The following is a 24,747-nucleotide window of genomic DNA, read 5'->3' as shown; positions in this document are numbered from 1 at the left end:
GCCGCCATGCACAGCGAACTGCCCGGCTACGCCGAACTGCACTGCCTGTCGGCCTTCAGTTTCCAGCGCGGTGCTTCGATCGCCGAAGAGTTGTTCGCGCGCGCCGCTGGCCAGGGCTACCGCGCGTTGGCGATCACCGACGAATGCTCGCTGGCCGGCATCGTGCGCGCCTGGCAGGCAGCGAAGACACATGGCGTGGCGCTGATCGTCGGCGCCGAATTCCAGGTCGAGGACGGGCCGAAGCTGGCCCTGCTGTGCACCGACCAGGCCGCCTATGCCGGGCTGTGCCAGTTGATCACGACCTGTCGGCGGCGGGCTGCCAAGGGCGAATACCGCTGCCTGCGCGACGATCTGCTCGGCCTGCCCGACGGTTTGTTGTGCCTGTGGCTGGACCGGCAGCCATCCGCCACCGATCTTGAATTGCTACGCACCGGCTTCGATGATCGGCTGTGGCTGGCGGTGGAACTGCACCGCGAACACGATGATGCACGCCGCCTGCAGCAGCTGCAGGCCTTCGGCGAACGCCACCGCCTGCCCCTGGTCGCCAGTGGCGATGTGCACATGCATGTGCGCCGTCGCCGTGCCCTGCAGGACACACTGACCGCGATCCGCCACCGCTGCAGCGTGGCCGAGGCCGGCTGGCGCCTGTTTCCCAATGGCGAGCGCCACCTGCGCCCGCGTACCGCGCTGGCCCAGCTGTATCCGCCCGAACTGCTGGCTGAAACCCTGCGCATCGCCGATCGCTGCCACTTCACCCTGGAACAGCTGCAGTACACCTATCCGCGCGAGCTGGTGCCCGAAGGACACGATCCGGACAGCTGGCTGCGCGTGCTGGTCGAGCGCGGCATCCGGTGGCGCTGGAAAGGCGGCATCGAAGCGAAGCAACGCACGCAGATCGAGCACGAACTGGCGCTGATCAAGCAGAAGAACTACGCCTCGTATTTCCTCACCGTGCAGGACATCGTGCGCTTTGCGCGCAGCCAGGACATCCTCTGCCAGGGCCGTGGCTCAGCGGCCAACTCGGCGGTGTGCTTCGTGCTGGGCGTGACCGAGATCGACCCGGCACGCAGCAACCTGCTGTTCGAGCGCTTCATCTCCGCCGAGCGCGACGAACCACCGGATATCGACATCGACTTCGATCACGAGCGTCGCGAGGAGGTGCTGCAGTACGTGTTCAAGCGCTACGGCCGCGAGCGCGCCGCACTGACCGCGGTGGCGATCAGCTACCGTGGCCGCAGCGCGATCCGCGACGTGGCCCGCGCACTGGGCCTGCCGATGGACCAGGTCAACGAACTGGGCGCGGCGATGGACCACTGGGGCGGCAACATCCCGCTGCCGGAAACCCTGCGCGAGCGTGGCTTCGATCCGGACACGCCGTTGATGCGGCGCCTGCTGGCACTCACCGCAGAGCTGATCGATTTTCCGCGCCACCTGTCGCAGCACCCGGGCGGTTTCGTCATCTCCGAGCATCCACTGTCGACCCTGGTACCGGTGGAGAACGCGGCGATGGCCGACCGCACCGTCATCCAGTGGGACAAGGATGACCTGGATGCCACCGGCCTGATGAAGGTCGACTGCCTGGCATTGGGCATGCTCACGGCCATCCGCAAGTGCCTGGCGATGCTGAAACAGCATGGCCTGCACGAAGGGCGCATGGATGCCATCCCGCCCAAGGATGCGAAAACCTTCGACATGATCTGCGCCGCCGATACCATCGGCGTGTTCCAGATCGAATCGCGCGCACAGATGGCGATGCTGCCGCGCATGCAGCCGCGCACGTTCTATGACCTGGTGATCGAAGTGGCGATCGTGCGCCCCGGGCCGATCCAGGGCGACATGGTGCATCCCTACCTGGAGCGGCGGCGGATCCTGCGCGAACAGGGCCCGGAGGCACTGAACGATCCGGACAATCCGCTCTACCCACCGCAGCTGGAACGCGTGTTCGCGCGTACGCTGGGCGTGCCATTGTTCCAGGAACAGGTGATGCAGCTGGCGGTCGAAGCAGCTGGCTACACGCCTGGCCAGGCCGATGCCCTGCGCCGTTCGATGGCCGCCTGGAAACGTCGTGGCGGGCTGGAACCGCATCGCGAGAAGCTGTTGGCCGGCATGCTGGAGAACGGCTTCAGTCGCGAATACGGCGAGCACCTGTTCGAGCAGATCAAGGGCTTCGGCGATTACGGCTTCCCGGAAAGCCACGCCGCCAGCTTCGCCCTGCTGACCTATAACAGCTGCTGGCTGAAATGCCACCACCCGGCCGCATTCACTGCCAGCCTGATCAACAGCCAGCCGCTGGGTTTCTACAGCCCCGACCAGCTGCTGCAGGACGCACGGCGGCATGGCATTACCGTTCTTCCCGTGGACGTACGCCACAGCGACTGGGACTGCACGCTGGACTTCAGCAGGGGGCCGGCGGCGATCCGTCTGGGCCTGCGCCTGATCGACGGCTGCAACGAAGATGCCGTGCAGGCCATCATGCGCGAGCGCGCGCGGCGCCCGTTCGACGACGTCGGCGACCTGTGCCAGCGCACCGCGCTGGACCGCCGCCAGCAGGGCCTGCTGGCCGATGCCGGGGCACTGCGCGGGCTCAGCGGCCATCGCCATCGTGCACGCTGGGATATCTCGGGCGTAGAGAACCGGCTGCCGCTGTTCGACCAGGCCCGTGCCACTGCCGAAGCACGCGTGCCCCTGCCACTGCCCAGCGCCTGGGAGGACATGCAGGCCGACTACCGCAGCACGGGCACCACCCTCGGCCGCCACCCGATCTCGTTCCTGCGCGCGCAGCTGCGCAGTCGTGGCTGCCTGGATGCCGCACAGCTGGCCGGGCACGGCCACGGCCGCCGTGTGCGCATCGCCGGACTGGTGCGCATGCGCCAGCGGCCACAGACCGCCAGTGGCGTTACCTTCCTCACCCTTGAAGACGAGACCGGCATGGTCAACGCCGTGGTCTGGCGCCACCTGGCCGACCGCCAGCACCGGGTGCTGGTCGACACCCAGCTGATGCAGATCGATGGCCGCCTGGAGCGCGTTGATGGCGTGCAGCATGTCATCGTGCAGCGCATGCACTGCCTGGATGAGCTGCTGCAGGGACTGCGCAGCCACAGCCGCGATTTCCACTGACGATACAGATCGTCACACAACGAACTGGCCTTTGCCCGCCGGCATCCGCTATCGTCGGCCTATCCAAGGAAGGACGACCCGATGCCCCGTGTGCTGCTGCTGACCACCCTGGTGGTCTCGACCCTTGCCCTGCTCGTTTCCGGCTGGACCGCCTGGAGCCTGCATCGCAGCCAATCGCCTGAGCGGATCATCGAAGCGCGCGGCCTGGTCATCCACGATGGCACTGGCCAACCACGGCTGATCCTCGGTGCGCCGGTGCCGGACCCCCTCAGCAGGGGCCGCACCCAAGGACCGCGTGCAACCGCGCTGTCCGGCCTGATCCTGCTTGGCCCCGACGGTTCCGAGCGCGGCGGTTATGGCACCAGCGACCGCGGGGGCGAAGCCCTGCTCACTCTGGACGATGCCACCGGCACCACCGAAGTCTTCAAGGTCGTCGCCAACCCGGACCGTGGCGCCAGCCTGATGGTCAAGCACCAGAACAATACCGGCGCCATGCTCACCTCCTGGCAGGGCAAGCCGGAGCTGATGTTCGTCGATGACAGTGGCCAGTCCTACTACGTGCGCCCCGGCGCCAACGCCGCGCCCTGATCTGCTTCTGTAGCGCCGAGCCATGCTCGGCTGCTTCTACCAACAGCAGCCGAGCATGGCTCCGCGCTACAAAGGCGAAACAACGTCGAGCATGGCTCGACGCTACAGACCACACACCGCCGCCAGGTCATCGGCAAGCTGCCGCAGCTGCGCCGCCCCCAGCGCCGCGCAGGTGATGCGCAGGCCATGCCCTGGTGCAGCCACCGCAAACACTTCGCCAGCACGCACATGCCATCCGCGCGCAGCCAGCGCCAGTACCTGTGGATGGCTGTCGGCCGGCAACGGCAGCCACAGGTTCAATCCCTCCATCGGCAACGGCGTCGGCACACCACGCGCGCGCAGCAGTTCCTGTAGCGACTGCAGGCGCTGCTGGTACCGCTCGCCTGCCGAGACGATCTTCGCCCGCTGCGGCGCCGAGGCCAGCACCGAAGTGGCGGCATCCTGCAGCAGATGACTGACCCAGCCGATGCCGGACGCCAACCGCAACCGCAACCGCATCGCGGTCTCGTCATCACAGGCCAGCCAGGCCAGGCGCAGGTCGGGGCCGAGCGGCTTGGACAGCGAACGCAGCAGCGCCCAGCGCCGGCCATCCAGCGGCAGTACCGAGTGGTAGGCCTGCTGCGAGAGCAGTGCGTAGTGGTCATCGATCAGCACCGCCACCTGCGGGTAGGCCGCCAGCAGCTGGCGCAACGCCCGTGCCCGCTTCGCATCCAGGCTGGCCCCGGTCGGGTTGTGCGCACGCGGGGTCAGCAGCACCGCGCGTGCCCCGGCCTCCAGCGCCTGTCGCAGCGATTCAACCTGCATGCCATGCGCATCCACCGTCACCGGCAACGGCGCATGGCCCACGGCATTGAGCACATTGAGGCTGCCGAGGAAGCATGGATCCTCCACCGCGATGCGATCCCCCGGCAGCAGCCATGCCGCCAACAGGCGCTCGATGCCATCGACCGCGCCATGGGTCAGCTCCAGCGCGTACCCCTCGGGGCAATCCGCATCCAGCGAGGCGCGTGCCAACGCCTGCAACCTCGGGTCGACCGTGCCCACGCCATACAGCCGTGGCGCCGCCGGGGCCAGGCGCAGGCTGGGCAGCAGGCGAGGATCCGGGTTGCCACCGGCCAGGTCCTGCAGCGCCAACCCCGGCGTACTGCCCTCGCGCGCCAGCGTCGGCGGCAGGCCACGCACCACCGTGCCGCGTCGGCCCGCGGTACTGGCCAGGCCGGCCGCATCCAGTCGCTTGTAGGCAGCAGCCACGGTGTTGCGATTGACCCCCAGCTGATCGGCCAGTTCGCGCACCGGCGGCAGCACGCTGCCCGCCGGCAGGCGGCCCTTGCCGATGCCATCACGGATGCTGTCGAAGATCGACTCGGCGCTATGCCCGGTGATTTTCATTTTGTCCTATGCCAAAATAATTCTTGTCCTGTGCCAGTGTATCCCACCCTGGCCATCCTGCATTGGAGGTGCCCGCATGCCCCTTGCCGCCGCCGACTGGCCCATCGCCCAGTCCGTTGAACAGATCGCCGCCAACCTGGTCACGGTGCGCCAACGCATCGCCGCTGCCTGCGCCCGCGTCGGCCGGGACCCGGCCAGCGTGCGCCTGCTGCCGGTCAGCAAGACCGTCGATGACGCCCGCATCCGCATGGCGGTGGCCGCCGGTTGCCGCGAGCTGGGCGAGAACAAGGTGCAGGAGGCGCAGCGCAAGGCCGAGACGATGGCCGATCTGGACGTGCACTGGTCGGTGATCGGGCATCTGCAGACCAACAAGGCGCGCTACGTGGCGCGCTTCGCCAGCGAGTTCCAGGCGCTTGACAGCCTGCGCGTGGCCGAAGCGCTGCAGCAGCGCCTGCAGCTGGAAGACCGCACGCTCGATGTGTTCGTACAGGTCAACACCTCCGCCGAACCCAGCAAGTACGGTTTGGAACCCGCTGCCGTCGAGGCCTTTGTGCAGCAGCTTCCAGCGTTCGACCGCCTGCACGTACGCGGCCTGATGACGCTGGCCATCTTCACCCCCGAGGTCGAGCGCGTGCGTGCCTGCTTCGTGCGCCTGCGCGAACTGCGCGACCAGCTGCAGCGCACTGCACCTCCCGGCATCGACCTGTCGCAGCTGTCGATGGGCATGTCCGGTGACTTCGAAGTGGCCATCGAGGAAGGTGCCACCGTGGTCCGCGTCGGGCAGGCCATCTTCGGCGCACGCGCCACCCCGGACAGTTTCTACTGGCCCAGCAATGGAGCCCTGGCATGAAGCACGCGGTCGTCCTGCAACACGTCGCCTTTGAAGACCTCGGCACCCTGCAGCCTCTGCTGATGGCACAGGGCTGGCAGCTGCAGGTGCTGCAAGCCGGTGTCGACGCCCTCGATCCGGCCGAAGCTGCCGACCTGCTGGTGGTGCTGGGCGGTCCGGTCAGCGTCAACGACGTTGATCTCTATCCCTTCCTCAATGACAGCATCGCGCTGCTGCAATGTCGGCTGCAGCAGCAGCGGCCCACGCTGGGCATCTGCCTGGGCGCGCAGCTGATGGCGCGTGCACTCGGTGCCGACGTCGCCGCCAGTGGCGGCAAGGAGATCGGCTTTTCGCCGCTGCTGCTCACCGATGACGGCCAGCGCTCGCCACTGCAGGCTCTGCAGGGCATTCCGGTACTGCATTGGCATGGCGAGGCGTTCGAACTCCCGGCGGGTGCACGCCGCCTGGCCAGCACGCCGGCCTGCCGCCATCAGGCCTTTGCCATCGGTAACCATGCGTTGGCACTGCAATGCCATCCGGAGCTGGACGCGCGCCAGTTCGAGCGCTGGCTGATCGGTCACACCCTGGAACTGGCGCAGGCCGGCATCGATCCGAACGACCTGCGCACGCAGGCGCGTCGCTATGGCGCGCCACTGGCCGCGGCCGCCACCGCGATGTTCGACCATTGGCTGCAGGACCTGCCGGAGCTACCGCGATGAACTACCGATTGCAGATCCACCGCGATGGCGCCTACTGGGGCCACTTCGACTGCAGCGGGCCTGATGCCCTGCAGCGCATGGACAGCATCGCCGCGCAGCTGCCTGCAGCCCAGGGCTTCCAGCTGAAACGGCAGAAAGGCATCAGCGAAGAGCGCATCCTGTCCAGCAATGCCGATGGCCTGCGCGTACTGGCTTCGCAGACCCAGTACCGCGACCTCTGACGATCGTCACGGTAGTGCCGGCCGCTGGCCGGCACCCGACGGGGAACAGATTTGCCGGCCAGCGGCCGGCACTACCCCGGCTGTTCGCCCGCATGCGAGGCTTGACCCATGCTGACCCTGCAACGCGGCCGCCACCACGCACTGCTCATCGCACCGCGCTGGCCCTCCACCCGCATCCAGCTGGAAGAAGAGGCACTGCAACGCCTGCTCGACGCGCAGGCATTGCTGCCCGCCGGGCTGGGCCTGCTCGTCACGCGCGGCTTCGAACCCAGCCACAGCTGGCTCGGCAGCTTCCGTCGTGGCGTGCGTTGGCTCGGCATCGCAGTGTTCCGCGCCTGCTATCCGCAGCGCCATGATGAAGTCGATGCCATCTTCGGCGCCAACGGCCACGACATCGATGGCCGTCATATCGATGTCTCAGTGGTGTTGCACGGCAAGCGGCTGCGGCTGCTGCCACTGGACGTGTTCACCCCGCCGCGCTGGCAACATCGTCGCACCGCCCGCCATGCCGAAGCGATCGCCCGGGTGAAGCGCAGCCTCCAGCACTGCGGTTTCGAGCTGCATCACAACCCCACCGAAGCCCTGCAGATCCACTGCGACTTTCGTCCGCGCTGACCTCGCAGTCGGCCACGCATGCCGCGCCTCGCGTCCATGGATGCAAATGATTCTCTTTTGCTGTAAGGTGTAGCCGCTGCCCTTGCCGCCGCAGGCTGTTCCCTTTCCCAGTTGTCGCCCGCCCCGTGTCCACGCCTGTCAAACCGACGGATGTCGCGCAACTGTGCGCGGCCCACTACCGGCCGCTGCACGCCCATGTCCGCCGTAAACTCCCGCAACGCAGCGACGCCGATGATGTCGTCCAGGAGACCTGGCTGCGCGTCGTCAGAATCGCCGCCAGTGGCCTGCTGAGCAATGGCCGCGCCTACCTGTACCGCGTCGCCCACAACCTGAGCCGCGGCACCCACGCTGCTGTTGGCCGGTCGCTGGCATGTACTGCGCGGTACTGGCATGCCGGGCTACCTGCCAGCGGGCACACCAGCGCTGGTGATCGCGCTCGCTTCAGTCGGTGCATCCGTCGATGCGACCGACGCCGACCTGCTATGGGTGCTGGACGATGAGTGAGCGCGGCCAACACTGGCAGGCGATCGCCATCAGCATCGGGCTTCACCTGTTGCCCCTGCTGCTGTTGGTGCACTGGGTGGCCGCGCCGCCATTGCCGACGCCGCCGGAGAAGGACGTGCGCATCAGCCTGCGCCTGCTGGCACCGGCAACGCCGCCTCAGCCACTGGAAGAACGCCAAGCCGACACCCCCAGCCAGGCGCAGCAGGCCCGCGCATCCCGACCCACGAAGTCGCCCCCTCCACCGAAACCCACCGCCGCACGCGAGGGCGAGGTAGCCGCCAGCGAACGCGGTGGCGCTGGCCGGCAAGCCCTGCCGGTCGCCCCGCCTGCGGCCGCGACCGATGCAAGTCCCGCACCGGCATCGGTCACGGCCGCGCCGCCCGCTCCCGACGCCCCACCGGCGGACTTCCAGGCCGGCGCCGCCAGCGACCAGTGGGAAGCCCGCCTGATGGCGCGGCTGGAGCGCTATCGCTACTACCCTGCTGCGGCCCGCGCACGGCGCCAGCAGGGCACTGCCTGGGTCAGGGCCAGCATCAATCGCGAGGGACGCCTGCTGGCCCTGCGGTTGGAGCAGTCCAGTGGCCAACCGATGCTTGACGGCGCCGCACTGCAGACCTTCCGCCGCGCGCAGCCACTACCGCCCATTCCCGATGAACTGAAGGCACCACAGGAACTGGTGGTGCCGGTGGAGTACTACCTGCGCTAGGCGTTGTGGAACTGTGCTGCAGTCTGCAACCTCAACCCAGGTTCAGGTCAAACACATCCGGCGCAACAGAGCAGTCCGCCGTGTGCAACGATCGCGAGGCCGGGCCGGCTCGGCCGCTCCACGCGAACGACAGCCGAGCATGGGCTCGGCTCTACAGGGGAACAGAACCTGGCCGGACGAGGCCCCGGCGCGAAAGAGGCAGGGCTACGTCCACGCCGGATCCGCAGTGAAATCGATGGTCAACCAGAACGTGCTGCCCCGCGCATCCAGCCGCACGGCGATCTCATCGCGCATCGCATCAACCTCGCCCACCGAGCCCAATGGCGTGCCGGGGTCTGCCAGCACATGGATCTCGATGAAGCGCATCCGCCCCATCTTCGCCACGTGGCTGGTGAAACCGGCATAGCCACGCTCGGACACGAACGCCTGCATCACCTGCTGCACGCGCCGGTCCAGGTCATCCGGCGCCACCTGCAGCACTTCGCGCATGGCCTTCCATGCACTGCGCGCCGGCACTGGCAGTACCGCCAGGCTGATCAACGCCAGCACGATCGAATCCAGGTACGGGACCCAGTGGTGCCACTTGCCGCCATGCAGGGCCAGGGCCAGCACGAAGGCCAGCACCACCGCCAGGCTCATCAACCCACCCAGCAACCAGCCTCTTACATCCAGCCACAACAGCGCCGAGCGCAGGTGCCGCGCACGCTGCGCGACGAACGTCGCCATTGCCAGGTTGCTGGCACTCAGCAGCGCCGCCCACCACAGCGCGGGCCCGAATTTCACCTCATGCCCGCCCGTGGTCAAGCCAATGACCGCGTTGGCCAGCGCATACACGCAGGCCAGCGACAGGATCACGCCGCCGAGTGCCTCGACCATCGGCTCCAGGTGCCAATAGCCGTACTGGAAGCGCGGGCTCTGCTCCCGCGCCACCAGCCGCAGTACCGACAACGACACCAGGGTCAAGGCAACGTCGACCAGGCTGTACACGCCGTCGAACAGGATCGCCTGCGATCCCACCAGCAGGCCACCGATGAAGCCGACCGCGCTCACCGCGATGGTCACCCCGATGGAGAACTTCAGGATGCGTTGCTCGCGCGCGGTATCCATCGCTCGCCGAAGGGCCGACCGTCGCCGGTCAGGCCTTCAGCACCTCCACCTTGTACGAGGTCACATCGCCATCGTGCTCGATGATGAGCCCGTGCACATCCGACTCGAAGCCCGGGAAGCGCGCATTCTGTTCACGGGCAATACGCAGAGACTGGATGATCGGTTCGTCGCTGTCGCCGAATCGCTCGCCCGGCATGATGGTCGGAATGCCCGGCGGATACGGCACCAGCATGGTCGCCGCGACGCGACCACTGAGCTGCTCGATGTCGACCCGCTCGATCTCGCCCTTCACCAGGTGGTTGTAGGCATCGGCCGGGGTCATCACCGGCGTCGGCAGATCCACGTACATCTCGCGCATCACCTTGGCGACCTCGAATTCCTGGTTGAACGCGTGCAATGCATCGCACAGGTCACGCAGTCCCCAGCCAGCGTAGGCAATCGGATAGTCCGCCGCCAGCGTCGGCAATGCCTGGCTCAGCGGCGCGTTGCAGTCGTACAGCTCCTTGAAGGCCATCAGCTCGGTGACCAGCGTGCTCCACTTGCCCTTGGTGATGCCCATCGAGAACAGGAACAGTACCGAATACAGGTTGGTCTTCTCCACAGTGATGCCGCGGCCCCACAGGAACTTGCTCAGCACCGCCGCCGGAATGCCCAGCGTGCCCATGCTGCCGTCCATCGTCAGGCCTGGGGTCAGCAGGGTCACTTTGATCGGGTCGATCAGCACGTAGTCATCGACCAGATTCTCGAAGCCGTGCCAGTGCGCGTCCGGCTGCAGGTACCACTCCTCGCGCTTGGCCACCAGCGGCGCCGGCGTATCGCCCTTGTCCAGGCTGCGCTCGACCTTGGTCGGCTGCCACACACTGAACCACCAGTCGTCGCGCCCGAGGTCGTCACGCACGTGCAGCATCGCGCGGCGGAAGGCGATCGCCTCGTCATGCATTTCCTGCACCAGCGAACGGCCGGCCTCGCCCTCCATCATCTTCGAGGCCACGTCACAGGCCGCGATCACCCCATAATGCGGGCTGGTCGAGGTGTGCATCATGAACGACTCGTTGAAGCGCTCGGCATCCAGGTCGCGCTGCGCCGAGTTGCGTACGTGGATCATCGACGCCTGCGAGAACGCGGCCAGCAACTTGTGGGTGGAATGCGTGGTGAAGATGATCGCATCCTGCTCGCGCGGCTTGCCCTTGGCCATGCCGTAGTGGTTCTCATAGAACGGATGGAACGCGGCGTAGGCGTACCAGGCTTCGTCGAAGTGCAGGAAGTCGACCGCGCTGCCGATTTCGTCGGCGATCTTCTCGGCGTTGTAGCACAGGCCGTCGTAGGTCGAGTTGGTCACCACCGCAATGCGCGGCTTGGAACCGGCCTTGTAGGCCTGGCTGGCCAGCGGGTTGACGGCGATGCGCTGCTGCAGCGATTCCGGTGTGAACTGATCCAGGCTGATCGGGCCGATGATGCCGTGTGCGTTGCGGCTTGGGGTGAAGTACACCGGAACCGCGCCGGTCATGATCAGCGCGTGCAGCAGCGACTTGTGGCAGTTGCGGTCGACGAACACCACGTCGCCGCGGGCCACCGTGCCATGCCAGACGATCTTGTTGGCGGTGGAGGTGCCATTCGTGACGAAGAAGGTATGGTCGGCACCGAAGTTGCGCGCCGCCTCTTCCTCGGCATCCTTGATCGGGCCGGTGTGATCCAGCAGTGAGCCCAGCTCCGGCACCGAGATCGACAGATCGCTGCGCAGGGTGTTCTCGCCGTAGAACTGGTGGAACGCACGGCCGACCGGCGACTTGGTGAATGCCACGCCGCCTGCATGGCCCGGCGTATGCCAGGAGTAGTTCGACTCTGCCGCATGATGGATCAGCGCCTTGAAGAACGGCGGCAAGAGATTCTTCATGTAGTCTTCGGCCGCGCGCATCACCTGCCGCGAGATGAAGCTCTTGGTGTCTTCAAACAGGAAGATGAAGCCGTGGATGTACTTGAGCAGCTTGCTCGGCACCTTTTCGATGGTGCGGCGCTCGCCGTACAGGAACACCGGCAGGTTGGCGCGGCGCGCACTCTGCTCGCGCAGGAAGGCGGTGAGGCGTTGGAACTCGCCATCCACCTCTTCGCTGCCATCGATCGAGATCAGCACCGCCGAGGCCGCCACGTAGGTACGGGCTCCGGCACGCGCATCATCCAGGTTCAGCCCGCACAGCACCCGCTGGTCGTTGCTGCGCAGCTCTTCCACCAGGGCGCGGATCAGGATGCCGCCGATGCGCGGCGACTCGTAGTCGTTGTCAATGACAATGACCGGGTAGTCCAGGGACTTGAAGTACACGTTGATTCTCCTTGTCGAACTCAGGAACGCTGGGCGCCGGCGCTGATGGCCGATGCCTCGCGGGCGCGCTGCCGCTGCTGACGGCGCTCCTCGCTGAAGAAGGGATAGAACACGGTGATGAACAGCACGAACAGGAAGGCGTACTGCACGATGGTTCCCGACGAGCCGTAGATCGCCCACAGGCAGTACACGACGGTCAGGCTGGTGAGGGTCCAGAACGCACCGGTATGGACCAAGGTGTGCGAACGCTCGACCACGAAGTAGCAGGCCACGCACGAGTAGATGTAGGGCAGCAGGGTCAGCACCACGGCCGCCGACGTGATCACGTCGAACTGGGCCGACGCGGTTTCCGAGGTGGACGTCACCAGCACCGCCAGGGTCATCAGCACCGCCACGATCAGCACGCCCTTGACCGGCACGTCGTCCTTGTTGGTCTTGCTGAAGATGCTCGGGAACAGGCCATCATCCGAGGCCGCCTTGGCACTCTGCGCGGTCAGCAGGATCCAGCCACCCAGCGAACCGGCGGCGCCGATGAAGGCGCACAGGCTGACCAGCGCGCCGCCCCAGCCGCCGACCGCCTTGGCCGCCGCCAGCGCGAACGGCGCGTCGGAGGTCTGCAGCTCGCCATTGGGCACCATGCCCATGATCACTGAGGAACTGGCGATGTAGGCGATGGCAGCCAGGAACACACCGGCCAGAGTGGCACGGGCCACGTTCTTCTCCGGGTTCTCGACCACGCCAGCCGTGACCGAAGCCGATTCGACACCGATGAAAGCCCACAGGGTCAGTGCCGCGGCACTGGAGATCGCACCGAAGTTGGACTCACCGGACACGTTGTAGGCGCCCTTGAAAATGTCGGCATCGAAGAAGAACCAGCCGAAAATGGCGATGCCCAGGATCGGCACCAGCGCGAAACTGGTGGTGACCGTCTGCACACGGCTGACGAAGGCCGGGCCGATCACGTTGGCAAAGCTCAGCGCCCACACCAGGATCAGCACCGCGATGCAGCGCACCAGCGGCTCGGACAGGATCGGGAAGAAGTAGCTGAAGTAGCCCACCGCGGCGATCGGTATGGCAACGTTGCCGATCCAGTTGGCGAACCAGTAAATGGTATTGGTCTGGAAGCCCATGTAAGGCCCGAACCAGTCACGCGCATAGGCATACGGACCGCCCGCCTTCGGCGCCAGCTTGCCCAGCTTGGCGAATACGAAGGCCAGCAACAGCGCACCGGCCGTGGTGATCAGCCAGCCCCAGATCGATGCGGTACCGATCTTGGCCAGGCTGGACGGCAACAGGAACACGCCTGAGCCCATCATGTTGCCAGCGACGAGGAAGGTGGCTCCGACCACCCCGATTTTCTTTGCTTCTGCCATGACAATCTCCTGTACTGGCATGAGCCCGGTGCGGCCGGGCGTGGGGACGGTTGCGCTGGCGTAACGCCGCTGGCGCTTACTTGATGAAGTTGTATTGCAGGCTGCCCTGCACCCGGACCGTGTCGCCGCGCGCGCCGCCCTGCTGTTCCAGGCGGCCGTACAGCAGCTCCATGCCCATCGTCCACGACGGCGCCGGGCTCCAGATCAGGTTGAACACGCCGTATCGGCTCTGCCGGAAGGCGTCGGCAGCGAGTGCCGCGTTCCGCTCCAAGGTCAGCTGGCCGAAGATCAGGTTCGAACGCCATAGCTCGGACCAGTAATGCGTGTAGCCGACGAAGCCGCCGTGCAGGTCCAGCGCGTCGAGACGGCCATCGGCACCGACCACCGCGTCCAGCCCGGAGCCGGTCAGGTCCGCGGTGTAGCGGCTGAGGCCGCGCCCGCCGAGCGCGCCGAACAGCAACAGATCGCGCTCGCCTACCGATGCCGAGCCACTGAACTGCAGGCCGCCGGCCATGCGCCGGTCGCGCTCGCCCTCACCGTCATAGGCCAGGCTGCGCGCCACCGCGCCCAGCTGAAGATGGCCCCAGTCACGCTCCATGCGTGCGGTCACGGTCACATCCGGCAGCCGGTTCACTGCGGCCCGTTCATCACTGGCACCGGCCAGTTCGGTCTTGGGGTCTTCGGCGGCCAGCGTCAGGGTGTTGCCCTTGCCCATCGCGAAGCTGTGGTGGATGCCGGCCACCAGCAGATAGCCGGCGCCGCCGGGACCGGCGAAGTCGAGCGTGTCGGGCAGGCTGTCCGGGTCCATGAAACTGGAGTAACCGTAGCCGGCATAGGTATTGCCAAGCTGGCCATACGCGTGGCGCAGGCGGAACGCGTAGCCATCGCTGCTGCCGAAGAAATCATTCTCCAGGTAGAAGCGCAGGTTGCCGTGCGTGGTCGGGCGCCGCGCCTCGAAGCTGAAGCGGGTCTGCTTGGCGTGGATGTTGAAATTGGAAACATCGCGATGGCTGCCGCCCACCGGCATCGACGAAGGGATGAACTGATCCTCGTCACCGGCCGCACGCGAATCTGCAATCGCATCGAGCTTGGCATAGCCGCCAATGCGGATCACCGTGTCAGTACCTGGAATGGCAAAGAAGCCCTTCAGATCCGGGTCGGTCGGCCCAGCAGCGCTGTCGGGACGCGAGGCCGCCGTTGAGGGATCGGCCACCGATTCGCGCTGCGGCAGCACCGGTTGCGCCACACCCGGCACCTGGGTGGGATGCAGCAGGTTGGCGCTGCTGCCAGGTGGTGTCACCGGCGCCGCTACCTGCGCAGCGGCCGCGACAGCGCCCTCGCGTTGTTCGAGCTGATCCAGGCGCTTCTGCATGCCCTCCAATGCCTGCCGCATGGCAGCGATTTCCTGGCGCAATGCGTGCGCATCCTCCTGGCCATTCTGCTGCGCAGATGCTGGCGTGACCGCCAGCGCGGTCAGGCAGGCCAGACTCAGTACCGCAAAGCGCATTGCATCCTCCCTGGACGAACATTCGCAGCGCACTGACGGCGCGCGCGCAGGCGCAGCTCCGACGTTGCGTTGCCGTTGCTGGAAATGCGGGTACTGCGTCGACGACACCGGCCAGCCTGCGCGTGGCAGGCAACAGGACGATGACACTGCCCCGCCCGTACCGATATCGACGCCATCAGGGCCGCACTGGCGGAGAGGTGGCGACCGCAGCAGTCTGGGTAACAACCAAGGAGTGAGAACGTCGTGAATGGCTGTGCCGACTGCCCCGGTTCAGGGCGTGTCAGGCGCGGCATCCCTGGCGCGTTGACGCTGTATTCCATGCGTCACAGGCTAATCCGCCTGTCGTTTTTGGCCTTGATTGGAATCAAGGCGCGATGCTTGATGTCAGTCACGATTCAGACGTGACGACGAACAGGAGGTGCGCAGCCTGCATCACCCGCACAGGTGACGAAAAGCAACAGGCCCGCATGCTGCCATGTGGGCCTGTGGTGTCGCATCACGGCGTGGGTGCCGGTCAGCGCGGGCCCAGCACCGTCTGCAGGTCAGCGCCCTGTGGCAGGCCGGCGCGACGCTGCACCTGGCCCTGTGCATCCTGGAACAGGATGCCCGGCGTGCCCTGGAAGCCCATTTCAATCATCAGCACCTGGTTGGCATCGAGCTTGCCGGCGATCTCGCGGCTGATGCTCGGCAGGGCCTTGATTCCACCACGGTCGAACTGGTGTTCGTTTTCCAGCAAGGCCGCACTCGGGTCACGCGCAGACAGGATGGCCGCAGCCTTGGCCGGGCTGTCCTCACGAATCACGCCGACCATGATGTGGCGCAACTGCACCTTGCCGGCGTCGACCCACGGACGCGCTGCTTCCCAGAACTTGTGGCAGTACGGGCAGTTGGCATCACTGAAGGTATAGACCACGCGCGGCGCATCGGCCTTGCCGTCACGCACCCAGGCACTGGCCTCCAGCTTGGTCCACATCCTGGCCGACATCGGTGCTGAAACCAGCTTCTCCACCGCCTCGGCGGCCACGTCGTTGCCCTCGGCATCGAACAGGCTGCCTACCAGCACATGCTTGCCGTCGGCGGTGACATAGGCTGCGGCCGGTTGCTGCCCACCCACCACGCCAGCGAATCCACGCAGGCCACCCGGTGCATCGAACTCGGCAACGACTTCAAAACCGTGCTTCTCGATGCCTTTCAGCACTGCGGGGCGCTCGCCCTTGGCCGCTGGGGCCTGAGCGCTCGCTGCCGGCGCTGCCGTTGCCTTGCCTGGCGGGGTCTGGGCCTGACTGCAGGCGGCCAATGCCAGCATGACCGGCAGCAACAGCACCGCCGAAGCGATGCGCAGGGAAGTCGACAACATGGGAACTCCGTAGTGAGATGCCCGCGCAGGCTACCGCAGCCGGCGCAGTTTGTGTTCAAGACCCGCCGCCGTCAGTTCGCCAAGGTGCAGTTCACGCAGGCGGCCTTCGGCGTCGAAGAACAGCGTCGACGGATAGGCCTGTACACCCAGCACGGTTGACGCCGAGGCGGTATCGTCCAGCAATACATTGCCCAGCCGGAGCTGTTCGGATGCGATGAAACCCTTCACTTCGTCCAGAGTTTCTCCCTGGTTGAGGAACACGAACTGCACGTCAGTGTGGGTCCGCTGTGCGGATGCCAGTACCGGCATCTCGCGACGGCAGGGACCACACCAGCTGGCCCAGAGATTCAGCACCACCGGTTTGCCACGGAACTGCTGCAGGTCGATCCTGCGCCCCTGCAGATCGGCCACCTGGACCGCCGGCAGCGGCATCCGCTGCTCCTGCCATGTTGCCAGCAGGTGGCTGCCCGCCGCCCACAGCACCACGCCCACCAGGGCTCCCGCCAGCACCGGCGCACGCAACGCGCGCCACAGCCGCAGCCGCCAGGTGCCCCACGCCAGGCCCGCAACCAGCACGACGGCAAGGTGATACCCACCGTCGGCGATCTGCAGGATGCTCCAGGGGGCCTCACGGTAGAGCGCGAAGTTCAAGGCCACGAAGCTGATGCGTCCACACAGCAGGCCGATCAGCAACATGTCCAGGACCAGGCTGGCCGCGGAAGGCACTGCCATCCCGTCCTTCGGCCGCGGCCACAGGTGGGCCACCGCCATGGCCATAAGCACGCACATCAGGATCAGCACCACCGGCATCGGCACCGGTCCAACACTCGACATCAACCCACCTGTCACATCATCTCGTTGCCTGCATGGTCAAAGCGTCGCGCCCAGGTTGCAAGTGCGACGCCCACCGCAGGCTTCAGGCCGCGCTGCGCGGCATCTGCATGCCAGGCGCCGGTTGCAGCCCGCGCAGGCTGCCCGCCACCGACGACAACAGCGGTCGTTCGCGCCGATTGTTGTTGACCTGCCGGCGATAATTGGCCGGCGTCATTCCGACAATGCGCAGGAACAGGCGGCGGAATGCGCTCTGGTCTGCATAGCCCACGCCCCAGGCCACTTCATCGATACCCGCCCCCTGCTGCAGCAATGTCTGCGCCTTGGCGATACGCAACCGCTGGCAATACTCGATCGGACGCAGGCCGGTGGCCTTCAGGAAGCGCCGCTGCAGAGTCCGCGGTTCCAGTCCGGAAACCTCGCAGATCGCTCCGAGCGTGGCCCCACGCGCAGCGGTGGTATGCAGCCAGCGTTGCGCCTTCAGTACGTCGCGATCGCCGTGGGCGAAGTTGGCACTGAAACGCTCCAGATCCTGCTGGATCGCCGCTGGCACCGTGATCCCCAGCTGCTGCGCCACGGAGCTCGCCACGCCCTGACCGTGCAGCCGGTACAGCAGGCGCAGGGCGAGGAAGCGCCAGGCCTGGGAACCGGCCACCGTCAGCAGGTCACCGTCGTCGACCAGCGCACGCTCACTGGGCACCCAGCTGGCCGACGGTCCCTGCAGGCCCGGATGACGCCCGAGGTCCGGCCCACTGACGGTGCGGCCGGCAAGCAGACCCGCGCGTGCCAGCATGCTGACACCATCGCTGGCAGCTGCCAGCAGACTGCCGCCATCGTAATGCGCGCGCAGCCAATCCAGCAGGACCTCATCGGCGCGCAGGCAGACGCCTTGACTGATCTGGCCAGGCACGGCGATCACGGCGGGAATGTCCGCCTCGAGCATCTCCGCGCCGGCAATGCGATGCACGCCGGTCTGGCTGGCTGGCACGACCCAGCGGGTCACCAGGACACGCTTGAACGGGCGACGCTGCTGCTGGGCAAGCCGGTTGGCGACGTGTGCCATTTCGGTCAGCACCGAGGCCGCCGACGGGTCCCCTCCCGGGTACTCGACCACCGCGACCTCTACGAATCCCTCGTTCCTGAATCCTTCCACAGAGCATCTCCTCGGTTCGTTGCAGGCCATCCAGCGGCCGGTTCAGGCGCAGGGTAGGAACTGCCACGACGGCGGGGCTATGAAGAAAGTTGCAAAGTGCGCTGAATGCGCCGTCAGCGACGGGAGCTTGACCCTGGACCTTACTCCAGGCTTCAGAATGACCGGCAGCATCCGCAGGAATCCGCCATGAACATTGGTCAACTGGCGCGCCAGGCCGGCGTACCGATCGATACCGTGCGCTACTACGAGCGCCAGCAGTTGCTGCCCACCGCGGCACGCTCGGCCGGGGGCTATCGCATCTTCGGTGAGCAGGACCTGCGCCGGCTGCGCTTCATCCGCCGCGCCAAGACGCTGGGCTTCAGCCTGGAACAAATCGCCGAACTGCTGGCACTCAGTGATGGCCATCCGCAGGACATGGGCAGCGTGCGCAACGCGGCGCAAGCCCGACTGCAGGACATCGCGCAGCGCATGGCTGAACTGCAACGCATGCACAGCGCGCTCTCGCAGCTGGTCGACGCCTGCCCCGGCCACGGCACCCTGGATCAGTGCCCAATCCTGGCGGCGCTGACCGACGGCGCCGACTGAGTACGTGTGATCGTCATTCCCTTCGCAACGCGCGTGAAGAAAAGTGCAACAAATGCTTGCCAACCCTCTGGGGCAAGGCTATTATTTCGCTCCTCAGCGACGTGGGGCCATAGCTCAGCTGGGAGAGCGCCTGCATGGCATGCAGGAGGTCAGCGGTTCGATCCCGCTTGGCTCCACCAATCTTTCGGCATTAGGCCGTCGAAAGGTCGCTAAAGAACATTGATGAGAATTGCGTCCCCATCGTCTAGAGGCCTAGGACATCACCCTTTCACGGTGGCGACCGGGGTTCGAATCCCCGTGGGGACGCCACTCATCACGAACAACGAGGACCCGGCCGATAACCGGGTCTTTTTTGTTCACCGCCTACCGGCATTCAGGTTGTGGCGTTGCGGTTCCCCTGCCCTTGGTGGCAAAGGTTGAACCGGGACGAAAAAAGTTCGAAAAAAGCTTCCACAAACGTGAACACGCAGGTATAATAGGCGGCTCGGTAACACGGGGCCATAGCTCAGCTGGGAGAGCGCCTGCATGGCATGCAGGAGGTCAGCGGTTCGATCCCGCTTGGCTCCACCACTTTCGACATTAGGCCGTCGAAAGTTCTACAACTTGAAGTTTTTCGTGCGTCCCCATCGTCTAGAGGCCTAGGACATCACCCTTTCACGGTGGCGACCGGGGTTCGAATCCCCGTGGGGACGCCAGTTTCAAAACGGACTCTGCTCCCGGCAGATATCCGGAGTTTCATGGGGCCATAGCTCAGCTGGGAGAGCGCCTGCATGGCATGCAGGAGGTCAGCGGTTCGATCCCGCTTGGCTCCACCACTTCGACATTAGGCCGTCGAAGGATCTACAACTTGAAGTTTTCGTGCGTCCCCATCGTCTAGAGGCCTAGGACATCACCCTTTCACGGTGGCGACCGGGGTTCGAATCCCCGTGGGGACGCCAATTCTTGAAAACCCCGGCTTCGGCCGGGGTTTTTCTTTGCCCGCGATCTGCCATCAAACCTCCCTGTCCGTGGATGGCTTCACCCCGCCCATGGCTCAGAACCGCCGATACATCCCGATCGATGCCGGCGCAGTCGGTGCGAAACCAAACTGCGCATACAACCGATGCGCCTCGCCATCGGCCAGCAGGCTGACGTACGCCGACGGCGGCAGGTTGGCCTGCATCCAGCCGTCCAGCCGCCGCATCACCTCCTTGCCCAGGCCCTGCCCCTGCAATCGCGGCAGCACCGCGATATCACAGACCTGCAGGTGGCAGCCGCCATCGCCGACGATACGGCCCATCGCCACCAGTTCAGCGCCCTGGTAGGCACATACGCCGAACAACGTATTGGGCAGCGCGCGGGCGGCTGCTTCGCGGGACTTGGCGCTGAGGCCTGCGAGCACGCGCAACTGGCAGTAGTCCTCGACCGTGGGTACGGCTTCGCGGAACTGGCAGGTGATGGAACCATTCATGCGGCATCTCCGGATGGGTCGGGCTATCCTGCCGCATCCACGTCGCAGCCGCTGCGACCCAGGCCCCCAGAGTCCCATGTGCTATTCCGCCTTGATCCGCGCTGACTACGCCAAGCTGGTACGCGAGTTCGGCGCCATCCTGTCACTGGAGGAGTTCGCCGAACTGTACGCACACGATCCGGGCAAGAAACGGCCGAAGACCCCGAAGGCGATGGATGACGGATTCGCCGGTGCGCGTACCGAACAGGGCCGGGACATCGTGGCGAAGATCCAGCAATGGCATGCGCAGGAGCAACAGGCCCTGGAGGCCGAACTGGCCCGGCAATGCGAACGACGCGATATTGCCCATGCCACGCTGGCCACTCGGCCCACGCAGAAAGCGCGCAACGACCTTCGCGTGGCCGGCAACCGCATCGAGCGCGCACAGGCCCGGCTGGAAGACCTGCATCGGGTGCAGCTGCTGCCGCGTGACAACCGCATTTTCCCCGGCACCTACGCACCGGTGATGGTCAGCGAGAACGGCCAGCGCGTGATCAAGCCGATGCGCTACCAGTGCCGGCTGCCGGACAAGCCGGCGCGCAACGACGTGCTTTACCCCGGCACCTACAATGCGCGGCGCGACAGCCTGGAAGGTTACTGGCGGGGTGCGTTCGGACTGCGCCACGGCGTGGTGGTGGTACAGGCGTTCTACGAGCACGTGCCCCGCCACGCCATCGCCGGCCGCACCCTCGGTGCCGACGAAAAGGAACAGGACGTGGTGCTCGAATTCCGTCCCGATCCGCCCCGCGACCTGCTGCTGGCCTGCCTCTGGGCAGAATGGGAAGGACCGGAAGGCCGCCTGCTGTCGTTTGCCACGATCACCGACGCACCGCCCAGCGACGTCGCCGCTGCCGGGCATGACCGCGGGGTAGTGCCGATCCGCAAGGAACACCTCGACGCCTGGCTCAACCCCGAACCGGATGACCTGGCGCGCCAGTACCGCATCCTCGATGACCGCGAGGAGATCCGTTACGTGTACGAGGAAGCGGGCTGAGCGCCGGACGCAATTGAAAAACCCCGCCTGGGCGGGGTTCCTGGATCAGGGGTTGCCGCCGAACTTCGCAGACGCGAGCATTCAGCCGTCGGCAGTATCCCCCTGCTGCTCCGTGGCGGACGGCTCAGGCCTTGACGCTGGAGCGACCCACCGCACGCGCCAGCGCGCGTGACAGATCAGCCGACAGGTACGGCTTGACCAGCAGCAGGCCGGCCAACATCGGCGCCGGCAGCTGCTCGGCCAGCATCCCGGTGGCCAGCACGAACGGAATGCCGCGCGCCGAAAGCGCTGCAGCCACCGGCTCACTAGTCTCGTTGCGGGCCAGGCGGTAATCCAGCAGGGCCACGTCAGGAGTGCTCTGCTCCAGCAGCCGCAGGGCCTCGGACACACTCGCTGCGAGGCCAACCACGACCGCACCGGCATGCACCAGCTGCATCTGCAGCAGGGCCGCGCTCATTTCGTCGTTCTCGACCACCAGCACCCTCAGGTCCTGCAACACTGTCATCGGCTACCGCTCCTGGAGGCAATTGCACGCTGGGAGTATAGCTATCAAGGGGCCAATGCCGACAGAAACCGCCCTCATAGGCCCTCCTACTATGCATCGCCTGCCGACCTCGGTTACACTCGCACGCTGCCTGCCGGTGTGGCGGAATGGTATACGCAGCTGACTCAAAATCAGCCGGGGGTGACCCCATGAAGGTTCGAGTCCTTTCACCGGCACCACTGCATCAAAGGCCAGGTCCATGACCTGGCCTTTTGCATTTCCTGGACTCGAGCGCACGACACTGGCAAGCATGCCCCAGCATGCCCTGCCCGCGCGGCTGCCCCTCCTGCGGGCGTCCGACGCCGTCGCCCGGTCCCACTACTTCTCGCTGCCGGGCGTGACCGAGCACACCAGCTGGGGCGACGTTTCCGAACGGGCGATGGCGCTGCAGATCGCCCGCTATCTGGCTGATGCATCCGATCAGCGCCGGGCGCTGGGGACGCCAACAACCTGCAGGTGGTCGCCGCGATCCTCGACGGCTGCCCGCAACGTGGTGATGACCTGCTGGCCCGCGACGGCGGCGAGGAATTCATCGCCGCCCTGCGAGCGCCTGCGCGCCGCCGTGGAAGCCGCCGCCCTGCCCGCCGCTGAGGCCCATGTGACCATCAGCATCGGCGTAGCCTGGCAGGCTGCGCATGAGCAGGCCGACCCACGAGGCCGGGGAACAACACTCCGACCGCCGGGCCTAGACCGCGCGCAGCACCGCCGCGCCATGCAGGTGCCCCGCCCCACCCTGCACGCGGAAGCTGGCCACGGTCTGCAGAAGCTGCGCTGACTGCTCCTCCATGCTGCGCGCCGCGGCCGAGGCTTCCTCGACCAGCGCAGCGTTCTGCTGGGTGCCCTGGTCGATAAGATCGACAGCGTGGTTCATCTGCTGGATGTCGTCGCTCTGCTGCTGTGCGGCCGTGCTGATCTCGGACATCAGGTCACTGACCCGGCGCACGTTGAGCACGATCTCGTCCATGGTGCGGCCGGCGCTCTCAACCTGCGCGGTGCCGGCACCGACATTGGCCACCGACGCATCGATCAGCTGCTTGATCTCCTTGGCGGCACTGGCCGAGCGCTGCGACAGTTCGCGGATCTCGGTGGCGACCACGGCGAAGCCACGCCCGTGTTCGCCCGCACGCGCCGCCTCCACCGCCGCGTTCAGCGCAAGGATGTTGGTCTGGAAAGCGATGCCGTCGATCACGCCGATGATGTCGACGATGCGCCGCGAGGATGCGTTGATCACCGCCATGGTCTCGACCACTTCGTGCACCACGTTGCCGCCACGCGCAGCGACATCGGCAGCCCCACCGGCCAGCTGACTGGCCTGCCGTGCGTTGCTCGCGGTGCGCTGCACGGTCTCGGCCAGGCCCTTCATCGACACGGCGGTCTCCTCAAGCGACGCTGCCTGCTGCTCGGTGCGCTGCGACAGATCGCTGTTGCCCTGCGCGATCTCGGTGGCACCGACGGCGATGGTGTCGGCGGCGAACTTGATCTGGCCGATGATCGCAGCCATCGCCTCGACCAGCGAATTCACGCCTTCGCACAGCTCGGCGATCGGCCCGTGCTTGTCGGCGGTGGCCACGCGCCGGGTCAGGTCGCCCTCCTTCGCGGCCGCCACCACTTCACGGGTCTGCGCCACGGCGCGCTGCATGGCCTGGTTCTCATGCACCTGCGCGGTGATGTCGGTGGCGTACTTGACGACCTTGAACGGCTTTCCATTGAGATCCAGGATCGGGTTGTAGGACGCCTGGATCCAGACCTCGCGCCCGCCCTTGCCGAGGCGCCGGTACTGGCCGGCATCGTATTCGCCACGGCCGAGCTTCTCCCAGAACTGGCGATACTCGGCACTGCCACGATACTCGGGCTCGACGAACAGCGAGTGGTGCTGGCCACGCACGTCGTCCAGGCTGTAGCCGGTGGCGGCCAGGAAGTTGTCGTTGGCCGAAAGGATGCGACCGTCCATGCCGAACTCGATCACCGCCTGCGACTTGTCGATCGCCGCCAGCTGCCCGGCCGAGTCGGCCGCCTGCAGCTTCTGCGCGGTGATGTCGGTGGCGAACTTGACCACCTTGTAAGGCCGCCCCTGCCGCTCCAGCACCGGGTTGTACGAGGCCTGGATCCAGATCTCGCGCTGGCCCTTGCCGAAGCGCCGGTACTGGCCAGCGTCATATTCGCCACGCCCCAGCCGCGCCCAGAAGTCGCGGTACTCGGCGCTGCGCGCCTGCTCGGGATCGACGAACAGGGAATGATGCTTTCCCTGGATCTCCTCCAGCCGGTAGCCCATCGCCTGCAGGAAGTTGTCATTGGCCTGCAGGATGGTGCCATCGAGGGCGAACTCGATGACCGCCTGAACCCGGTGCAGCGCCGCGACCTGGGCTTCCAGCTCGGCACGGCCGTCGGACACGGCCTCCGCGCCGGTGCGGTGCTGGGGCGCCAGCGCGCCCAGCAGGGCACGCCACGGCGACCAACGGGTATGCAGCTCGGCCGGTGCCTGCGCGCCCGCCGTGAAGCCTGGAATGAGCATTGTCTGATCCTCGGTGTCCGGTAAGCGGTTGCGACCCGACGGGCGGGATGCCCGGCGGCAACTTCAGGTGCCAGGGACTACAGGTGCCGACCGGCACCTCTCGAGCGACTGCCACGAACGTCTGCTGCGGGTGCGATCGGCATCTGGGAGCGGCGGAACACACAGCGCGGGCCGACCATCGGGGACGGCCTGGGGTCCTGCGGCGGGTGACTGGAGCGGGATCCAGAGGGAGTATCGGCGAGGCGATCGGTGGCTTTAGCCGGATTACGCGACGTCCGTCGCAACTTCAG

At 66.4% G+C, this 24,747-nt stretch carries 20 protein-coding genes, 7 tRNA genes and 3 pseudogenes; 19 read left to right on the top strand and 11 right to left on the bottom strand.

The genetic code is table 11. From position 1 onward, the window contains the following. Positions 1-6: 6 nt before the first annotated feature. Complete coding sequence (locus tag A7X97_RS05600) at positions 7-3,117, top strand: error-prone DNA polymerase (RefSeq protein WP_088497900.1); 3,111 nt, start codon at positions 7-9, stop codon at positions 3,115-3,117. Positions 3,118-3,198: 81 nt separating this feature from the next. Next, positions 3,199-3,705, top strand: a complete 507-nt coding sequence (locus A7X97_RS05595; protein ID WP_069138254.1) for a hypothetical protein — start codon at positions 3,199-3,201, stop codon at positions 3,703-3,705. A gap of 102 nt (positions 3,706-3,807) precedes the next feature. Here the strand turns inward: A7X97_RS05595 and ptsJ are convergent, their stop codons facing one another. Next, on the bottom strand, positions 3,808-5,094 hold the full coding sequence (gene ptsJ / locus A7X97_RS05590) for a MocR-like B6 salvage transcription factor PtsJ (RefSeq protein ID WP_088497901.1): 1,287 nt from the start codon (positions 5,092-5,094) through the stop codon (positions 3,808-3,810). 76 nt (positions 5,095-5,170) lie between these two features. Here ptsJ and A7X97_RS05585 point away from each other — a divergent pair, with 76 nt between their 5' ends. The 7 genes and pseudogenes from A7X97_RS05585 to A7X97_RS05560 all read left to right on the top strand — a co-directional run bounded on the left by A7X97_RS05585 (position 5,171) and on the right by A7X97_RS05560 (position 8,688). After that, positions 5,171-5,944, top strand: coding sequence for a YggS family pyridoxal phosphate-dependent enzyme (locus A7X97_RS05585; protein ID WP_088497902.1), 774 nt, complete (start codon positions 5,171-5,173; stop codon positions 5,942-5,944). Next, the gene (locus A7X97_RS05580; RefSeq protein ID WP_072167454.1) at positions 5,941-6,642 is read left to right on the top strand and encodes a glutamine amidotransferase; all 702 of its coding nucleotides are present in this window, start codon (positions 5,941-5,943) and stop codon (positions 6,640-6,642) included. Before A7X97_RS05585 ends, A7X97_RS05580 begins: the two co-directional genes overlap by 4 nt. Next, positions 6,639-6,863 (top strand): hypothetical protein, encoded by a 225-nt coding sequence (locus A7X97_RS05575; RefSeq protein ID WP_088497903.1) that lies wholly within the window; start codon positions 6,639-6,641, stop codon positions 6,861-6,863. The genes A7X97_RS05580 and A7X97_RS05575 overlap by 4 nt, the downstream gene beginning before the upstream one ends. Before the next feature lie 108 nt (positions 6,864-6,971). Continuing rightward, positions 6,972-7,478, top strand: coding sequence for a hypothetical protein (locus A7X97_RS05570; RefSeq protein WP_111007676.1), 507 nt, complete (start codon positions 6,972-6,974; stop codon positions 7,476-7,478). 125 nt (positions 7,479-7,603) lie between these two features. Beyond that, positions 7,604-7,810: pseudogene (locus tag A7X97_RS05565) on the top strand (RNA polymerase sigma factor); the annotation flags it as partial. A gap of 1 nt (position 7,811) precedes the next feature. Further along, positions 7,812-7,982: pseudogene (locus tag A7X97_RS21890) on the top strand (ChaN family lipoprotein); the annotation flags it as partial. Then, a complete protein-coding gene (locus A7X97_RS05560; protein WP_072167451.1) occupies positions 7,975-8,688 on the top strand; it encodes an energy transducer TonB family protein in 714 nt (237 codons plus the stop codon). The pseudogene A7X97_RS21890 and the gene A7X97_RS05560, both read left to right, overlap by 8 nt. Positions 8,689-8,892: 204 nt before the next feature. Here A7X97_RS05560 and A7X97_RS05555 read toward each other — a convergent pair whose 3' ends face one another. The 7 genes from A7X97_RS05555 to A7X97_RS05525 form a co-directional block, all read right to left on the bottom strand. Continuing rightward, positions 8,893-9,795, bottom strand: coding sequence for a cation diffusion facilitator family transporter (locus A7X97_RS05555; protein WP_072167450.1), 903 nt, complete (start codon positions 9,793-9,795; stop codon positions 8,893-8,895). A 28-nt stretch (positions 9,796-9,823) separates the two neighbouring features. Next, on the bottom strand, positions 9,824-12,112 hold the full coding sequence (locus A7X97_RS05550; RefSeq protein WP_088496183.1) for an Orn/Lys/Arg family decarboxylase: 2,289 nt from the start codon (positions 12,110-12,112) through the stop codon (positions 9,824-9,826). A gap of 20 nt (positions 12,113-12,132) precedes the next feature. Next, positions 12,133-13,485: an arginine/agmatine antiporter gene (adiC, locus tag A7X97_RS05545; RefSeq protein ID WP_005410068.1), complete on the bottom strand. Its 1,353-nt coding sequence runs from the start codon at positions 13,483-13,485 to the stop codon at positions 12,133-12,135. A 76-nt stretch (positions 13,486-13,561) separates the two neighbouring features. Beyond that, positions 13,562-14,992, bottom strand: a complete 1,431-nt coding sequence (locus A7X97_RS05540) for a DcaP family trimeric outer membrane transporter (RefSeq protein ID WP_065185757.1) — start codon at positions 14,990-14,992, stop codon at positions 13,562-13,564. A gap of 514 nt (positions 14,993-15,506) precedes the next feature. After that, positions 15,507-16,349, bottom strand: coding sequence for a thiol:disulfide interchange protein DsbG (gene dsbG / locus A7X97_RS05535; RefSeq protein WP_088496182.1), 843 nt, complete (start codon positions 16,347-16,349; stop codon positions 15,507-15,509). 30 nt (positions 16,350-16,379) lie between these two features. Then, entirely contained in the window at positions 16,380-17,183 is an 804-nt protein-coding gene (locus A7X97_RS05530; protein WP_088496181.1) for a TlpA disulfide reductase family protein, read from the bottom strand. Between the two features lie 82 nt (positions 17,184-17,265). Next, a complete protein-coding gene (locus tag A7X97_RS05525; protein WP_061479072.1) occupies positions 17,266-18,333 on the bottom strand; it encodes a GlxA family transcriptional regulator in 1,068 nt (355 codons plus the stop codon). A gap of 186 nt (positions 18,334-18,519) precedes the next feature. Between A7X97_RS05525 and A7X97_RS05520 the strand changes: the two genes are divergently transcribed. The 7 genes from A7X97_RS05520 (at position 18,520) to A7X97_RS05490 (ending at position 19,856) form a co-directional block, all read left to right on the top strand. After that, positions 18,520-18,918 carry a heavy metal-responsive transcriptional regulator gene (locus A7X97_RS05520; RefSeq protein ID WP_088496180.1) on the top strand — a complete coding sequence of 133 codons (399 nt, stop codon included), beginning with the start codon at positions 18,520-18,522 and terminating at the stop codon, positions 18,916-18,918. Positions 18,919-19,021: 103 nt separating this feature from the next. Further along, positions 19,022-19,097: transfer RNA gene (locus A7X97_RS05515), tRNA-Ala, on the top strand. Between the two features lie 54 nt (positions 19,098-19,151). Further along, positions 19,152-19,227, top strand: a tRNA-Glu gene (locus tag A7X97_RS05510). A gap of 185 nt (positions 19,228-19,412) precedes the next feature. Then, positions 19,413-19,488 (top strand) — tRNA-Ala (locus A7X97_RS05505). A gap of 49 nt (positions 19,489-19,537) precedes the next feature. Beyond that, positions 19,538-19,613 (top strand) — tRNA-Glu (locus A7X97_RS05500). A gap of 44 nt (positions 19,614-19,657) precedes the next feature. Continuing rightward, a tRNA-Ala gene (locus A7X97_RS05495) sits at positions 19,658-19,733 on the top strand. Between the two features lie 47 nt (positions 19,734-19,780). Then, positions 19,781-19,856, top strand: a tRNA-Glu gene (locus tag A7X97_RS05490). 95 nt (positions 19,857-19,951) lie between these two features. Here the strand turns inward: A7X97_RS05490 and A7X97_RS05485 are convergent. Next, entirely contained in the window at positions 19,952-20,368 is a 417-nt protein-coding gene (locus A7X97_RS05485) for a GNAT family N-acetyltransferase (protein WP_053500686.1), read from the bottom strand. 76 nt (positions 20,369-20,444) lie between these two features. Between A7X97_RS05485 and A7X97_RS05480 the strand changes: the two genes are divergently transcribed. Further along, positions 20,445-21,401: an SOS response-associated peptidase family protein gene (locus A7X97_RS05480; protein ID WP_088496179.1), complete on the top strand. Its 957-nt coding sequence runs from the start codon at positions 20,445-20,447 to the stop codon at positions 21,399-21,401. A gap of 124 nt (positions 21,402-21,525) precedes the next feature. Here the strand turns inward: A7X97_RS05480 and A7X97_RS05475 are convergent, their stop codons facing one another. Then, on the bottom strand, positions 21,526-21,906 hold the full coding sequence (locus A7X97_RS05475; protein WP_061479069.1) for a response regulator: 381 nt from the start codon (positions 21,904-21,906) through the stop codon (positions 21,526-21,528). A 132-nt stretch (positions 21,907-22,038) separates the two neighbouring features. Between A7X97_RS05475 and A7X97_RS05470 the strand changes: the two genes are divergently transcribed. After that, a tRNA-Leu gene (locus tag A7X97_RS05470) sits at positions 22,039-22,124 on the top strand. Positions 22,125-22,395: 271 nt separating this feature from the next. After that, positions 22,396-22,720 (top strand): annotated as a pseudogene (locus A7X97_RS22350) (nucleotidyl cyclase domain-containing protein); the annotation flags it as partial. Here the strand turns inward: A7X97_RS22350 and A7X97_RS05455 are convergent. Beyond that, the gene (locus A7X97_RS05455; protein ID WP_111007675.1) at positions 22,631-24,457 is read right to left on the bottom strand and encodes a methyl-accepting chemotaxis protein; all 1,827 of its coding nucleotides are present in this window, start codon (positions 24,455-24,457) and stop codon (positions 22,631-22,633) included. The pseudogene A7X97_RS22350 and the gene A7X97_RS05455 sit on opposite strands and share 90 nt — an antisense overlap. Positions 24,458-24,747: the final 290 nt, after the last annotated feature.

The sequence above is a fragment of the Stenotrophomonas sepilia genome, assembly GCF_003244875.1.
Taxonomy (GTDB): Bacteria; Pseudomonadota; Gammaproteobacteria; order Xanthomonadales; family Xanthomonadaceae; genus Stenotrophomonas; species Stenotrophomonas sepilia.
Note: the sequence above shows the minus strand (reverse complement) of the source record. Positions and strands in the feature narration are given on the sequence as shown.

What these genes read in the sequence shown, in the direction of transcription:
- A7X97_RS05600 (WP_088497900.1), top strand. Translation starts at nt 7, where the DNA reads ATGCACAGCGAACTGCCCGGCTACGCCGAACTGCACTGCCTGTCGGCC.
- A7X97_RS05485 (WP_053500686.1), bottom strand. Translation starts at nt 20,368, where the DNA reads ATGAATGGTTCCATCACCTGCCAGTTCCGCGAAGCCGTACCCACGGTC.
- A7X97_RS05540 (WP_065185757.1), bottom strand. Translation starts at nt 14,992, where the DNA reads ATGCGCTTTGCGGTACTGAGTCTGGCCTGCCTGACCGCGCTGGCGGTC.
- A7X97_RS05560 (WP_072167451.1), top strand. Translation starts at nt 7,975, where the DNA reads ATGAGTGAGCGCGGCCAACACTGGCAGGCGATCGCCATCAGCATCGGG.
- A7X97_RS05555 (WP_072167450.1), bottom strand. Translation starts at nt 9,795, where the DNA reads ATGGATACCGCGCGCGAGCAACGCATCCTGAAGTTCTCCATCGGGGTG.
- A7X97_RS05575 (WP_088497903.1), top strand. Translation starts at nt 6,639, where the DNA reads ATGAACTACCGATTGCAGATCCACCGCGATGGCGCCTACTGGGGCCAC.
- A7X97_RS05595 (WP_069138254.1), top strand. Translation starts at nt 3,199, where the DNA reads ATGCCCCGTGTGCTGCTGCTGACCACCCTGGTGGTCTCGACCCTTGCC.
- A7X97_RS05520 (WP_088496180.1), top strand. Translation starts at nt 18,520, where the DNA reads ATGAACATTGGTCAACTGGCGCGCCAGGCCGGCGTACCGATCGATACC.
- dsbG (WP_088496182.1), bottom strand. Translation starts at nt 16,349, where the DNA reads ATGTTGTCGACTTCCCTGCGCATCGCTTCGGCGGTGCTGTTGCTGCCG.
- A7X97_RS05570 (WP_111007676.1), top strand. Translation starts at nt 6,972, where the DNA reads ATGCTGACCCTGCAACGCGGCCGCCACCACGCACTGCTCATCGCACCG.
- A7X97_RS05580 (WP_072167454.1), top strand. Translation starts at nt 5,941, where the DNA reads ATGAAGCACGCGGTCGTCCTGCAACACGTCGCCTTTGAAGACCTCGGC.
- adiC (WP_005410068.1), bottom strand. Translation starts at nt 13,485, where the DNA reads ATGGCAGAAGCAAAGAAAATCGGGGTGGTCGGAGCCACCTTCCTCGTC.
- A7X97_RS05475 (WP_061479069.1), bottom strand. Translation starts at nt 21,906, where the DNA reads ATGACAGTGTTGCAGGACCTGAGGGTGCTGGTGGTCGAGAACGACGAA.
- A7X97_RS05530 (WP_088496181.1), bottom strand. Translation starts at nt 17,183, where the DNA reads ATGTCGAGTGTTGGACCGGTGCCGATGCCGGTGGTGCTGATCCTGATG.
- A7X97_RS05585 (WP_088497902.1), top strand. Translation starts at nt 5,171, where the DNA reads ATGCCCCTTGCCGCCGCCGACTGGCCCATCGCCCAGTCCGTTGAACAG.
- A7X97_RS05480 (WP_088496179.1), top strand. Translation starts at nt 20,445, where the DNA reads ATGTGCTATTCCGCCTTGATCCGCGCTGACTACGCCAAGCTGGTACGC.
- A7X97_RS05455 (WP_111007675.1), bottom strand. Translation starts at nt 24,457, where the DNA reads ATGCTCATTCCAGGCTTCACGGCGGGCGCGCAGGCACCGGCCGAGCTG.
- ptsJ (WP_088497901.1), bottom strand. Translation starts at nt 5,094, where the DNA reads ATGAAAATCACCGGGCATAGCGCCGAGTCGATCTTCGACAGCATCCGT.